The sequence below is a fragment of the Pseudomonas sp. JV245A genome (genome assembly GCF_032424515.1).
Taxonomy (GTDB): Bacteria; Pseudomonadota; Gammaproteobacteria; order Pseudomonadales; family Pseudomonadaceae; genus Aquipseudomonas; species Aquipseudomonas protegens.
The window spans coordinates 49,901-64,184 of the sequence record NZ_VYKE01000024.1 but is presented as its reverse complement, the minus strand read 5'-3'; the positions used below and the strand labels follow the sequence as shown (position 1 = coordinate 64,184).

The 14,284-nt window shown below is 63.2% G+C and carries 9 protein-coding genes and 1 pseudogene; all 10 read right to left on the bottom strand.

What is annotated here, in order from left to right; all coding sequences use genetic code 11:
• Positions 1-72: 72 nt before the first annotated feature.
• Positions 73-1,491: an FAD-dependent oxidoreductase gene (locus F6S12_RS10110; protein ID WP_011058828.1), complete on the bottom strand. Its 1,419-nt coding sequence runs from the start codon at positions 1,489-1,491 to the stop codon at positions 73-75.
• Positions 1,492-1,524: 33 nt separating this feature from the next.
• Positions 1,525-5,973: a glutamate synthase large subunit gene (gene gltB / locus F6S12_RS10105; protein ID WP_011058827.1), complete on the bottom strand. Its 4,449-nt coding sequence runs from the start codon at positions 5,971-5,973 to the stop codon at positions 1,525-1,527.
• A 348-nt stretch (positions 5,974-6,321) separates the two neighbouring features.
• Positions 6,322-7,902: an AAA family ATPase gene (locus tag F6S12_RS10100; protein ID WP_283991932.1), complete on the bottom strand. Its 1,581-nt coding sequence runs from the start codon at positions 7,900-7,902 to the stop codon at positions 6,322-6,324.
• Between the two features lie 10 nt (positions 7,903-7,912).
• Entirely contained in the window at positions 7,913-9,013 is a 1,101-nt protein-coding gene (gene aroB, locus F6S12_RS10095) for a 3-dehydroquinate synthase (RefSeq protein WP_011058825.1), read from the bottom strand.
• A gap of 145 nt (positions 9,014-9,158) precedes the next feature.
• On the bottom strand, positions 9,159-9,677 hold the full coding sequence (gene aroK / locus F6S12_RS10090) for a shikimate kinase AroK (protein WP_011058824.1): 519 nt from the start codon (positions 9,675-9,677) through the stop codon (positions 9,159-9,161).
• A 4-nt stretch (positions 9,678-9,681) separates the two neighbouring features.
• Positions 9,682-11,337, bottom strand: a pseudogene (locus F6S12_RS10085) (type IV pilus secretin PilQ); the annotation flags it as partial.
• Positions 11,338-11,447: 110 nt separating this feature from the next.
• Positions 11,448-11,978 (bottom strand): pilus assembly protein PilP, encoded by a 531-nt coding sequence (locus F6S12_RS10080; protein WP_015633866.1) that lies wholly within the window; start codon positions 11,976-11,978, stop codon positions 11,448-11,450.
• Positions 11,975-12,598, bottom strand: coding sequence for a type 4a pilus biogenesis protein PilO (locus tag F6S12_RS10075; RefSeq protein ID WP_047283605.1), 624 nt, complete (start codon positions 12,596-12,598; stop codon positions 11,975-11,977). The genes F6S12_RS10080 and F6S12_RS10075 overlap by 4 nt, the downstream gene beginning before the upstream one ends.
• Positions 12,595-13,161 carry a PilN domain-containing protein gene (locus F6S12_RS10070; RefSeq protein WP_019095185.1) on the bottom strand — a complete coding sequence of 189 codons (567 nt, stop codon included), beginning with the start codon at positions 13,159-13,161 and terminating at the stop codon, positions 12,595-12,597. Before F6S12_RS10070 ends, F6S12_RS10075 begins: the two co-directional genes overlap by 4 nt.
• Positions 13,161-14,222: a type IV pilus assembly protein PilM gene (pilM, locus tag F6S12_RS10065; protein ID WP_315868874.1), complete on the bottom strand. Its 1,062-nt coding sequence runs from the start codon at positions 14,220-14,222 to the stop codon at positions 13,161-13,163. The genes F6S12_RS10070 and pilM overlap by 1 nt, the downstream gene beginning before the upstream one ends.
• Positions 14,223-14,284 lie beyond the last annotated feature (62 nt).

Sequence of the window (14,284 nt, the reverse complement as noted above, 5' to 3'; positions counted from 1 at the left end):
AGCGATCGACGCGGTGCATCAACAGCACCGCGTTATCGTTGTTCGCCGGCTAGCCGGCTCCTGCAAGGTGGGTCAGACGCCCAGGTAGTCGAGGATGCCTTCGGCGGCGTTGCGCCCTTCGAAGATCGCCGTCACCACAAGATCAGAACCGCGCACCATGTCACCACCGGCAAAGATCTTCGGGTTGCTGGTCTGGTGCTTGAACTGGCCCTGTTCCGGGGCCACGACACGGCCCTGGCTGTCGGTCTGGATGCTGAACTGCTCGAACCATGGCGCCGGGCTTGGACGGAAACCGAAGGCGATGACCACGGCGTCGGCCGGGATGATCTCTTCAGAACCCGGGATCGGCTCGGGGCTGCGGCGGCCACGGGCGTCCGGCTCGCCGAGACGGGTCTCGACCACCTTCACGCCTTCGACTCGGTCTTCACCGACGATGGCGATCGGCTGGCGGTTGTAGAGGAACTTCACGCCTTCTTCCTTGGCGTTCTTCACCTCTTTGCGCGAGCCGGGCATGTTGGCTTCGTCACGACGATAGGCGCAGGTCACCGACTTGGCGCCCTGGCGGATCGAGGTGCGGTTGCAGTCCATCGCGGTGTCGCCACCGCCCAGCACCACCACCTTCTTGCCCTTCATGTCGACGAAGTCTTCCGGCGACTTTTCAAAGCCCAGGTTGCGGTTGACGTTGGCGATCAGGAAATCCAGCGCGTCATAGACGCCCGGCAGGTCCTCGCCGGCAAAGCCGCCCTTCATGTAGGTGTAGGTGCCCATGCCCATGAACACCGCATCGTATTCGGCGAGCAGCTGCTCCATGGTCACGTCCTTGCCCACCTCGGTGTTGAGGCGGAACTCGATGCCCATGCCGCTGAAGACTTCGCGACGATTGCTCAGCACGGTCTTTTCCAGCTTGAACTCGGGGATACCGAAGGTCAGCAGACCGCCGATTTCCGGGTTCTTGTCGAACACCACCGGGGTCACGCCGCCACGCACCAGCACGTCGGCACAGCCCAGGCCTGCCGGGCCCGCGCCAATGATCGCCACGCGTTTGCCGGTGGGCTTGACCTTGGACATGTCAGGGCGCCAGCCCATGGCGAAAGCGGTGTCGGTGATGTACTTCTCCACCGAACCGATGGTCACCGCGCCAAACCCGTCGTTGAGGGTGCAGGCACCCTCGCACAGGCGATCCTGCGGGCACACCCGGCCGCAGACTTCCGGCAGGGTGTTGGTCTGGTGCGACAGCTCGGCGGCGGCGAGGATGTTGCCCTCGGCCACCAGCTTGAGCCAGTTGGGAATGAAGTTGTGCACCGGGCACTTCCATTCGCAGTACGGGTTGCCACAACCCAGGCAGCGGTGGGCCTGGTCGGCCGACTGCTGGGGTTTGAAGGGTTCGTAGATTTCCACGAACTCTTTCTTGCGTTGACGCAACAGTTTCTTCTTCGGATCCTTGCGCCCGACATCGATGAACTGGAAGTCGTTATTCAGACGTTCAGCCATTATCAAAACCTCATCACACTCTTCAGGCGCATATCACTGCGGGTTGGCACGGGTGCTGGAAAGCAACGACTTCAAGCTGGCAGCCTTGGGCTTGACCAGCCAGAAACGGCGCAGGTAGTCGTCGAGGTTCTCGGCGAGGTTACGGCCCCATTCGCTGTCGGTTTCCTCGACGTACTCGTTCAGCACGCGCTGCAGGTGGCTGCGATAGGCTTCCATCGCTTCGCCGCTGATCCGTTGGATTTCCACCAGTTCGTGGTTGACCCGGTCAACGAAGGTGTTGTCCTGGTCCAGCACATAGGCGAAACCGCCGGTCATGCCTGAGCCGAAGTTGTAACCGGTCTTGCCCAGGACGCAGACGAAACCACCGGTCATGTACTCACAGCAGTGATCGCCAGTGCCTTCCACCACGGTGTGGGCACCGGAGTTGCGCACGGCGAAACGCTCACCCGCGGTGCCAGCGGCGAACAGCTTGCCGCCGGTGGCGCCGTACAGGCAGGTGTTGCCGATAATGGCGCTGTCCTGGGTCTTGTAGACGCTGCCCTTGGGCGGAACGATCACCAGCTTGCCGCCGGTCATGCCCTTGCCCACGTAGTCGTTGGCGTCGCCTTCCAGGTAGAGGTTCAGGCCGCCGGCGTTCCACACGCCGAAGCTCTGCCCCGCAGTGCCCTTGAAGCGGAACGTGATAGGCGCCTGGGCCATGCCCTGGTTGCCGTGGAGCCTGGCGATCTCGCCGGAGATCCGTGCGCCGATGGAGCGGTCGCAGTTGCAGATATCCAGGGCGAAATCGGCGCCGCTCTTGTCATTGATCGCAGAGCGGGCCATCTCGACCATTTTCTCGGCCAGCAGGCCCTTGTCGAACGGCGGGTTGCGGTCCACCTGGCAGAACTGCGGCTTGTCCGCCGGAATGTGGTCACTGCCCAGCAACGGGGTCAGGTCCAGGTGATGCTGCTTGGCGGTCTGGCCTTCCAGCACCTCCAGCAGGTCGGTCCGGCCGATCAGTTGCTCCAGGGAACGCACGCCAAGCTTGGCCAGCCACTCACGGGTTTCCTCGGCGACGTAGGTGAAGAAGTTCACCACCATGTCGACAGTGCCGATGTAGTGATCCTTGCGCAGTTTCTCGTTCTGGGTGGCCACGCCGGTGGCGCAGTTGTTCAGGTGGCAGATGCGCAGGTATTTGCAGCCCAGGGCGATCATCGGCGCGGTGCCGAAGCCGAAGCTTTCGGCGCCGAGGATGGCTGCCTTGATCACGTCGAGGCCGGTTTTCAGGCCGCCGTCGGTCTGTACCCGGACCTTGCCGCGCAGGTCATTGCCGCGCAGGGTCTGGTGGGTTTCCGCCAGGCCCAGTTCCCACGGTGCACCGGCGTACTTGATGGAGGTCAGCGGCGAAGCGCCGGTACCGCCGTCGTAGCCGGAGATGGTGATCAGGTCGGCATAGGCCTTGGCCACACCGGCGGCGATGGTACCAACGCCGGCTTCGGCCACCAGCTTCACCGACACCAGCGCCTGAGGGTTGACCTGCTTGAGGTCGAAGATCAGCTGCGACAAGTCTTCGATCGAATAGATGTCGTGGTGCGGCGGAGGCGAAATCAAGGTCACGCCGGGGACTGCGTAGCGCAGCTTGGCGATCAGGCCGTTGACCTTGCCACCAGGCAGCTGGCCGCCCTCGCCGGGCTTGGCGCCCTGGGCCACCTTGATCTGCAGCACTTCGGCGTTGACCAGGTATTCCGGGGTCACGCCGAAACGGCCAGTGGCCACTTGCTTGATCTTCGAGCTCTTGATGGTGCCGTAGCGCGCCGGGTCTTCACCGCCTTCACCGGAGTTGGAACGCGCGCCAAGGCGGTTCATGGCTTCGGCCAGGGCTTCGTGAGCTTCCGGCGACAGGGCGCCGAGAGAGATACCGGCAGAGTCGAAGCGCTTGAGGATCGATTCCAGGGGCTCGACTTCGCTGATGTCCATCGGCGTGTCCAGGGTCTTCACCTGGAACAGGTCGCGGATCATCGACACCGGGCGGTTGTCCACCAGCGCGGTGTATTCCTTGAACTTGGCGTAGTCGCCCTGCTGCACAGCGGCTTGCAGGGTGTTGACCACGTCCGGGTTGTAGGCGTGGTATTCGCCGCCGTGGACGAACTTCAGCAGGCCGCCTTGCTGGATCGGCTTGCGCGGGCTCCAGGCTTCGGTCGCCAGGGCTTTCTGCTCGGCTTCGATGTCGACGAAACGTGCGCCCTTGATCCGGCTCGGCACGCCACGGAAGCTCAGGTTGCAAACTTCCTCGGATAAGCCGATGGCTTCGAACAGCTGCGCGCCACGGTAAGAGGCGATGGTGGAGATGCCCATCTTCGACAGGATCTTCAACAGGCCCTTGGTGATGCCCTTGCGGTAGTTCTTGAACACCTCGTAGAGGTCGCCCAGCACTTCACCGGTACGGATCAGGTCACCCAGCACTTCGTAGGCCAGGAACGGATAGACCGCCGAGGCGCCGAAACCGATCAGCACCGCAAAGTGGTGCGGATCGCGGGCGGTGGCGGTTTCCACGAGGATGTTGGAGTCGCAGCGCAGGCCTTTTTCGGTCAGGCGGTGGTGCACCGCGCCCGTGGCCAGGGAGGCGTGGATCGGCAACTTGCCCGGCGCGATATGACGGTCGCTGAGGACGATCTGGGTGCGGCCGGCGCGCGCGGCTTCTTCAGCCTGGTCGGCGACGTTGCGGATCGCCGCTTCCAGACCGACGCTCTCGTCGTAGTTGAGGTCGATGACCTGGCGCTCGAAGCCCGGGCGATCGAGGTTCATCAGCGAACGCCACTTGGCCGGGGAGATCACTGGCGAGCTGAGGATCACTCGCGAAGCGTGCTCAGGCGACTCCTGGAAGATGTTGCGCTCGGCACCGAGGCAGATCTCCAGGGACATGACGATGGCTTCGCGCAGCGGGTCGATCGGCGGGTTGGTGACCTGGGCGAACTGCTGGCGGAAATAGTCGTAGGGGGTACGCACGCGCTGGGACAGCACCGCCATCGGCGTGTCGTCGCCCATCGAACCCACTGCTTCGTAGCCCTGCTCGCCCAGCGGGCGCAGCACCTGATCACGCTCTTCGAAGGTGACCTGGTACATCTTCATGTACTGCTTGAGCTGGTCGACGTCGTAGAAGGCCGAACCGTGGTCGTTGTCTTCCATGGTGGCCTGGATGCGCAGGGCATTCTTGCGCAGCCATTGCTTGTACGGATGACGGGACTTCAGACGGTTGTCGATGGCGTCGGTGTCGAGGATCTGCCCGGTCTCGGTGTCCACGGCAAAGATCTGGCCCGGGCCGACCCGGCCCTTGGCGATCACGTCCTCGGGCTGGTAGTTCCACACGCCGATTTCCGAGGCCAGGGTGATGAAGCCGTTCTGGGTGGTGACCCAGCGCGCCGGGCGCAGGCCGTTGCGGTCCAGCAGGCAGACGGCGTAGCGGCCGTCGGTCATGACCACGCCGGCCGGGCCGTCCCACGGCTCCATGTGCATCGAGTTGTATTCGTAGAACGCGCGCAGGTCGGCGTCCATGGTCTCGACGTTCTGCCACGCTGGCGGAATGATCATGCGCACGCCGCGGAACAGGTCGATGCCGCCGGTGACCATCAGCTCCAGCATGTTGTCCATGCTCGAGGAGTCGGAACCCACGCGGTTGACCAGCGGGCCGAGCTCTTCCAGGTCCGGGATCAGGTCGTTGGCGAACTTGGTGCGCCGGGCCACGGCCCAGTTGCGGTTGCCGGTGATGGTGTTGATCTCGCCGTTGTGGGCGAGGAAGCGGAATGGCTGGGCCAGCGGCCATTTCGGCAGGGTGTTGGTAGAGAAACGCTGGTGGAACACGCAGATCGCGGTTTGCAGGCGCTCGTCACCCAGGTCCGGATAGAAGGCGGCGAGGTCCGCCGGCATCATCAGGCCCTTATAGATGATGGTCTTGTGGGAAAAGCTGCAGATGTAGTGGTCGGTGTCGGCGGCGTTGGCCACCGAGGAGCGGCGACGGGAACTGAACAGCTTGATGGCGAAATCCTGGTCGCTCAGGCCCTGGCCGCCGATGAATACTTGTTCGATCTGTGGCAGGCGCTCCAGGGCCAGACGCCCGAGCACACTGGTATCGATCGGCACTTTGCGCCAGCCCACCAGTTGCAGGCCGGCGGCGAGGATCTCGCGGTTCATGTTTTCGCGAGCGGCTTCGGCTTTCACCGGGTCCTGGTTGAAGAACACCATGCCCACCGCATATTGCTTGGGCAGCTCGATGCCGAAGTGCTCCGTGGCGACTGCGCGCAGGAACAGGTCGGGCTTTTGCATCAGCAGACCGCAACCGTCGCCGGTCTTGCCGTCCGCGTTGATCCCACCGCGGTGGGTCATGCAGGTCAGGGCCTCAATGGCCGTTTTCAACAGGGTATGACTGGGTTCGCCCTGCATATGGGCTATCAGGCCGAAACCACAGTTATCCTTAAATTCATCTGGTTGGTACAGACCTGCTTTCATAGACACTTTCTCACCAGGCTGCCTCTTTTAGAGGCAAATTTCTTTTCAATTCAACCACTTGCATTCCGCGCCGAACGTACGCCAGCTTTGCGGGGGCAAAAGGGAGGTCATTGTACACACCGACACAAAGCCCCACAAATTTAGCGACGATCTGTCGTAAATTCATGTCGCATTTATGAACGTTTTAAAGCGATATGCTGTGCTAGTCAAAAAGTTTTGCTTTTGACTGCCGCGACTCAAAAACTACTGTGACGCAGACACCACAAGGCACGCGGCCTGTAAGGCAGCATGCCGATGCGGAAATTTGAGGTTGCCGGGAGAGGCGGCCTGGGTAAGGCCGCCGAATCTTCAGCGAGTTGTTGCCAGTTCTTGTTGAACGCTAGCGACAGTGCGAGGCCAAGGTTTACCAGCCTGAACCTTCGCTGGCAAGGATTTGATGGCGCTGACCGCTGCATCGCGGCTTGCGAAGTTGCCGTAGGTGATCACATACAGCGGCTTGCCGTTGAGGACTTTCTTGAAGTAGCGGTATTCGCCGCCCTGTTCCTTGACGAAGTTCTGCGCGGTGGCTTCCGAGCTGGTGCCGAGGATCTGCACCACGTAGTTGCCTGGCGCCTGGCCAGCGTACCAGCTGCCACCGGCGGCCTTGGCCACGGTGACCGGCTTCTCGGCCGGCTTGGCCGGAGCAGGCTTGGCTGCCACTGGCTTCTCTGCCGGCTTGGCGGCAGGCGCAGGCTTGGCCGTGGCCACCTGGGTCGGTGCCGGGGCTGGACGCGCTGCCGGAGTCGGCGTCGGGCCAGCCGTAGCCCCAGCAGGCGGCGCGGTGGTGGTCACGGTCGGTGGAACGGCGCTGGAGCCTTCAACCGGTACCCCGTCGTCACCCTCACTGATACCCCCTGCGGCTTCGGCCAGAGGACCGCGCATCACGGGCTGCGACTGGCCGACCAACGGCAGCGGCATTGGCTGTGACGAACCGGCGAACTCTACTGACGGGCTGCCATTGGCATTGGGTGTCGGTGTTTGCCCCAAAGGCAGCTGCGCTTGCTCATTGGCCGGAGCGCCGGTGGTTGGAGCCTTGCTGCGGCCCGGCATCAACCAGGCCGCGGCCACGGCCACCACCACGACAGCGGAGATGGCCAATACGTGTTTCTTCGGCATGTTGAACCCCATACTTGGACGCTTGACCGCAGAGCGGCTGGCGATCATTGCTTCGATCATTGCATCCCTGGCGACCTGGTTGATGTTGCCCGGCCAGCCATCGGAGCCTTCGTGAATATCACTGATCTGATCTGCGGAGAAAAGTTCGATGCCCTGCCCCGCACCTTCAAGCCGCTGGGCCAGATATTCGCGGGTTTCCTCTTCGGTATAAGGCTGCAACTCGATGACGTGGAAGCGCTCTTCCTCGGTATTGAGCTGGTCCAGTGCGGCGATCAGCGACGACTCGCCGAACAGGAACACATGGGGACGACCTTCCGGAGCGCCGGCCGCCAGGGCCAGCAGGGCCTCGAGGGCGGACTCGTCGAGCTGCTCGGCATCATCCACCAGCAGATAGACTTCCTGACCGGTCAGGGCCAGCTGCACTATCTGGGCGAGGATCGCGCCGATTTCAGCCTCGGCCACGTTCAGCGCCTGGGCCACCTGGCGCAGCACGCCGGCAGCGTCGCCGGCGCCGCGGGCCGACACCACCACGCTCTGCACCGATTGCTTGTTGGTACTGGCTACCAGCGCCTGGCGCAGCAGGGTCTTGCCGCTGCCCTGAGGCCCGGTGACCACCAGCAGCAACTGGCTGTAGCGGGCCAGGTGATGCAGTTGCCCCAGCACGGGCTTGCGCTGGGCAGGAAAGAACTTGAAGCCAGGGACCCGGGGAGCGAAAGGATCGTGGCTCAACTGGTAATGGCCGAGGAAAGCCTCGTCGGCGTGCAAACTAGTCATCGGGATCTTATTAACCTTTAAGCTGAGCCAGGGCGCGGTAGTCCGCTCCCAGCGTGGCCTGTAAAACCTCTTTCGGATAATCGTCGGTCACTACGGCTTCGCCCATGCGGCGCAACAGCACCAGACGCAAACGACCGTCGATCACTTTCTTGTCAATTGCCATGTGTTCGAGAAAATCCGCTTCGCTCATTTCCTCTGGCGGGATGACCGGCAAGCCCGCGCGCTGGAACAGGCGAATACCGCGGTCACGCTCCTGGCTGGTGATCCAGCCCAGGCGCGCGGACATTTCCAGGGCCATTACGGTGCCAGCAGCCACCGCCTCCCCATGCAGCCACACACCGTACCCCATGTGGGTTTCGATGGCGTGGCCGAAGGTATGCCCCAGGTTGAGAGTGGCCCGCACTCCCGATTCACGTTCGTCGGCACCCACCACCGCGGCCTTGGCCGCACAGGAGCGCTCGATGGCGTAAGTCAGGGCCTGCTGGTCCAGGGCCCGCAGGCGGTCGACGTTCTCTTCCAGCCAGGTGAGGAAGGGCTCGTCGCAGATCAGGCCGTACTTGATCACTTCCGCCAGACCTGCCGACAGCTCGCGGCTGGGCAGGGTGTTAAGGCTGGTGGTATCGATCAGCACCACGTTCGGCTGGTAGAAGGCGCCGACCATGTTCTTGCCCAGCGGGTGGTTGATACCGGTCTTGCCACCCACCGAAGAGTCCACCTGGGACAGGAGGGTGGTAGGAATCTGGATGAAATCCACGCCCCGCTGGTAGCAGGCCGCGGCAAAGCCGGCCATATCACCGATCACGCCGCCACCGAGGGCGATGATGGTAGTGCGTCTATCGTGGCGAGCAGTGAGCAGGCCATCGAAGATCAACTGCAGGGTTTCCCAGTTCTTGTAGGCCTCGCCATCGGGCAGGACCACCGAGATCACCGAGAACTGCCCCAGGCTGCGGGTCAGACGCTCAAGGTAAAGCGGCGCGACGGTCTCATTGGAAATGATCGCCACTTGCCGCCCGGCGATATGCGGCACCAGCAGCTCGGGCTGGTCCAACAGACCTTCACCAATGTGAATCGGGTAGCTGCGCTCGCCTAGATCGACCTTAAGTGTCTGCATGTGTCCCCACAGTGAAGATGGAAGCAGGCATTGTGCCCTGCATTGACGATGGGCCTCGTCTGGTCTTCTGACGCAGCCCGATAGCTCTGCGCCACACCTTGGCGGTCTGGCGCGACGCCGAGAATAGCGCATTTCGCTCGACGCATTAACGGGGTGGCAGCTGCTGCAGGCGCTCCAGTATGTCCAGTACCACCATTCGTGGCGGCCGCTCATCGGTTTCCACCACCAGATCGGCAATTTCCCGATAAAGCGGGTCGCGGATTTCCAGCAGGTCGCGCAGGGTCTTGGCCGGATCGGCGGTGCGCAGCAGGGGACGATTGCGGTCCCGGGCGGTGCGCCCCACCTGTTGCTCGACCGAGGCGTGCAGATAGACCACTCGTCCGCCAGCGTGCAGCGCCCGACGATTGGCCTCGCGCATCACTGCACCACCGCCAGTGGCCAGGACCACGCCGTCAGTGCCACAGAGCTCGGCGATCATCGCCTGTTCGCGATCACGAAAGCCCGGTTCGCCTTCCTTATCGAAGATCCACGGGATATTCGCGCCTGTACGCAGTTCAATTTCCTTATCGGAATCTTTGAATGGCAGGCGCAGCTCTTTGGCCAGTAAGCGACCAATGGTGCTTTTTCCAGCCCCCATCGGCCCAACAAGAATCAAATTTCGCACAGAATCAACGACTCACAGCAATCGCCTGGTTGTTCATGATACGCGGAGTGAGAAATACCAGCAGCTCGGATTTTTTCTCCGACACCACGTCACGCCGGAAAAGGCGGCCAAGATACGGCACATCGCCAAGAAATGGCACTTTATCTACAACCTTGCTCTGGGTATTCGAGAAAACCCCGCCGATGACGATGGTCGCCCCGTCGTTGACCAGGACCTTGGCATTGACCTCGTTCTTCTTGATCGGCGGTACATCCTGGACCTTGTTCAGGTAGTCCGGCTCATCCTTGGTGACCTTGACCTCCATGATGATGCGGTTGTCCGGGGTGATCTGCGGCGTCACTTCAAGCGACAGCGACGCCTCCTTGAAGGACACCGAGGTAGCGCCGCTGGAGCTGGCTTCCTGGTAGGGGATCTCGGTGCCCTTGAGGATCTTTGCGGTTTCCTTGTCGGAGGTGACCACCTTGGGCTGGGAAACGATCTCGCCGTTGCCGGTCTTCTCCATGGCGGTCAACTCCAGGTCCAGCAGCACGTTGTCGGTGATGTAGGCGATACCGATGCCCGAGGTATGGGCGCTAGCCCCCAGATCGACAAAGGGCGAGTTGCTGCCGCCGCTGCCCGGAGCGCCGATGCTGCTGGAACCGCTGGCAGCGTTCTGCACCCCGCTGGCGCTCCAGTTGCCCTGGTTCTGCACCGAGCCGCCCCAGCGCACGCCCAGGCTCTTGTCGTAGTCAACGTTGGCCTCGACGATGCGCGCTTCGATCATCACCTGGCGCACCGGAACATCCAGCTGGGCGACGATGCGCCGAAGTTCGTCGAGGCGCTCCTGGCTCTGGTAGGCAATGATGCTGTTGGTGCGTTCGTCCACGGTGATCGAGCCACGCTCATCGGCTTTTTCCTCGGCGCGGGTCACCGACTGGAACAGCTTGGCGATGTCCGCTGCCTTGGCGTAGTTGACCTGCAGCAGCTCCCGACGCAACGGCGCCAGGTCCTCCAGCTGCTTCTGTGACTCCAGCTCCTGACGCTCCCGGGCGGCAATCTCATCCGCCGGAGCCACCAGCAGCACATTGCCGATCTTGCGTGAATCAAGGCCCTTGGTCCGTAGCACCAGATCCAGGGCCTGATCCCAGGGCACGTTCTGCAGGCGCAGGGTGATGCCGCCCTGCACCGTGTCGCTGGCCACCAGGTTGAGGCCCGTGAAATCGGCGATCAGTTGCAGCACCGAGCGCACCTCGATGTCCTGAAAGTTCAGCGAGAGCTTTTCCCCCTTGTAGGCAGGTCGGGCCGCAGCCGCCCTGCTGCTGGTCTCGGCCAGGGGGCGGACACTGACCGTCAGGCGGTTGTCGGTCTGGAAGGTGGAATAGTCGAAGGCGCCCTTGGGCTCCAGGGTGACGGTGGTACGCCCGGCAGCCGTATCCGCAGTGATGTACTGCACCGGGGTGGCGAAATCCTTGACATCCAGGCGAACCCGCAGCGCCTCGGGCAATTGGGTACGGGCAAAATCGAGGACGATCCGGCCCTCGCGCCGCTGGACATCGACAGCGATGCGCGGGTCGGACAGGTCGATCAGCACATTGCCTTCGCCCTCCTCGCCGCGCCGAAAATCCACGCCGCGTATCGACCCGGCCACTGCCTGCGGCTTTGCAGGCGCCCGAGCTGCCGTCCCCGGAGCAGCGGGCTTGGGCTCGGCGGCGCCGACCAGCGGTGCCAGCAGCGCTATCCATAGCGCTACACCGAGGGCTGAAACAGTCCTGTTCATTTTCCAGATTCCACTTAAGAGTGTTTTTTCAGCGCCAGTGTTCGCGGCCGCTCCAGCCAGGCTCCCGCTCCATCGGGAACAATTTCCACCACCTCGATCTGCGATTCGCTGATGGTCACAACCCGGCCTTCGTTGCGCCCCAGGTAGTCGCCCACCTGCAAGCGGTGGATGCCACCTGCGCCGCGCAACAGGGCAAAGCTCCCGGAGGCGTTGGACAGGGTCCCGACCATTTGCAACTGCTCGATATCGAACCCCTCCAGGTATTGCCGGGCTCGCTGCGGGTCGGGCCGGACCGCACTGGCCCCTTGCCGACGGGCCGCCAGGTCAAGCCTTTGCGGCGGCTGGAACGGACTACGCAATGCGCTGGCGTCATAGGTGAACGAGGGGTAAGACCGGATTACCGGGATTGGTTCAATCGGCCCGGGCGCTTGCAGGCGCATCTGGTTCATGTAGGCGTCCAGGTCGGCAAAGTCGTCATCGGCGCCACCACACCCCCACAGCCCGGCACAAAGGCAGCCAAGCACCGCCCAGCGCAGGCGCCTCATGAGTGCGGCTCCGGAGCGTCGTACCTGTAGGTGCGCGCCTCGATGCTCATGCGCAACAGCGCCGGATTGCCCGCCGCTACAGGCTGAATGCGAAAATCATGCAAGGTGACGATGCGCGGCAGGCCGGCGACGCCACTGACGAAGCTCGCCAGGTCGTGATAGGCCCCGGTGACAGTAATCTGGATCGGCAACTCGACGTAGAACTGCCTGGCCACCTCCGGTTGCAGCCTGATTTCCTCGAAGGCCAGGCCACTGCCCAGCCCCACGCGACTGATGTCCTCCAGCAGGCCGGGGACCTCGGTGTCGCTGGGCAACTGACGCAACAGCAGGTCGAAGCTGTTGCGTATGACGGCCAACTGCTCCTGGTAGCGCGGCAAATTGGCTCCCTGGCGCGCCTTGCCGGCAAACTCCTGCCGGAGACGAGTTTCCTCCTGGCGCTGGCGCTCCAGTTGCTCCAGGTGCGGGCTCAGGTAAAAGCCGTAGCCCACTAGCAGAACCAGCAGCAGAAGCAGGGCCGCCACCAGACTCCTGGCCGGCCCGGGCCAGGAGCCCAGGTTGGCCAGCTCCAGCTCCCGCAGATCGATACGCCGCAACTCTGCCAGCCATTGTCGGGGGGTCATTGCCGAAGCTCCCCGGTTGGCCCGGGCGTCTGCCCGACATTCAGCCGGAACAGGTTGTTCAGCCCTTGCTGGGCGTCCACCGCGTTCTTCACCTCGGTCAGGCTGGGGGCAGCAAAACCCTCGGCAGCCTGCAGATTGCGCATCAGGTCGGACACCCTGTTGTTTGACTCGGCGGCACCGCTGATTCCAAGGTTCTGCCCCTGCAGATCCACCTCGGTGAAGTACACGCCATCAGGCAGGCTGCGGGCCAACTGCTGAAAAATCCGCACACTGTTGGAGCGGTTGCCCTGCAGCTCTTCGATGATGCCCATGCGTTCGAGCAACTGCTGTCGTTGCGCCTTGAGCCCCTGGATGCTGGCGATCTGCTCATCCAGGCGTGCCGTCGCCTGGCCCAGATACTGGTTGCGCAAATGCTGGCGCTCGATCACCCGGCTTATATAGGCGTCGGCCAACAGAATGACCCCAGCCCCGAGCACGACCATCATCGCCAGCATCTGCAGGAAACGCCGACGCCTCAGTTCGCGCGAGGCCTCGCGCCAGGGCAACAGGTTGATCCGCGCCATCAGTCGAACCCTCGCAGGGCCAGACCACAGGCCAGGAGCAGGTTCGGCGCCTGTTCATTCAATACCTGGGGGTCGACTCGAGGCCCCATGGGCATGGCCCGGAAAGGATTGGCCAGCGACGTATCGATGCCTGTCTCGCCCTCCACCCGCCGCTCCAGGCCGGCCAGGCCGCTACCGTCTCCGGCCAGCAGCAGTTGCACCAGGGGCTGTTGCTGAGGCGAGGTGGCGAACTGCTGCAGGGAACGGCTGACCTGTTGCAGCACTTCCTGCTCGAAGGGTTGCAGCAACTCTTCGGCGCAACCCTGTGGCAAACGGCCCTGGCTCTGCGCCAGCAATGCCTGCTCCAGTGTCAGCCCGTATCGACGCTGGAGCGCTTCCATCAGAGGCCCGCTACCGAAAAGCTGCTCACGGCTATAGATCACTCGCTGGCCGTGCAGGACGCTGAAACGGCTGAGGGCCGGGCCTATATCCAGCAACGCCACGGCGCCAGGAGTCGCCAGCGGCAGGTGCGCCGCCAGCAGCAACAGGCAGCGCTCCAGAGCCAGGGGCTGGGTATCCACCACCCGGGCTGTCAGGCCGGCCAGGCCCAATACCGTTTCCAGGGCCTCTACCCGCTCGTTGCGACAGGCTACCAGCAGCACCTGAACCCGCTGCGGATTACCGGGTACCGGCCCCTGCACTTCAAAATCCAGGGCCACGTCTTCCAGGGGATAGGGAATGTACTGGCCGGCTTCCAGCCGGACCTGCTGCTCCAGTTCGTCGGTGTGCAGGCCCGCCGGCATTTCGATCAGTTTGCTGATCACCGCCTCGCCGGCCACCGCTACCGCCGCCCCCTTGAGCCGGCTGCCCGTCTTGAGCCAGGCGCGGGACAGGGCCGCGGCCAGGGCCTCGGGGTCGGCAATGTGTTGGTCAAGCACAGTATTGGGCGCCAGGGGCTCCCTGGCGTAGGCCTCGACCCGGTACCCCTGCCCCTGGCGCCCCAGGGCCAGAAGCGTGACCGATGTCGCATTGATATCGATCCCCATGAGGGAACTCGGCTTTTTGCTGAAGAGTCCAAGCACGACCAATTCCCTATGACTATCCGTGACTTACGGACTGCTTAAGCTGCATTGCGTTCAATGGT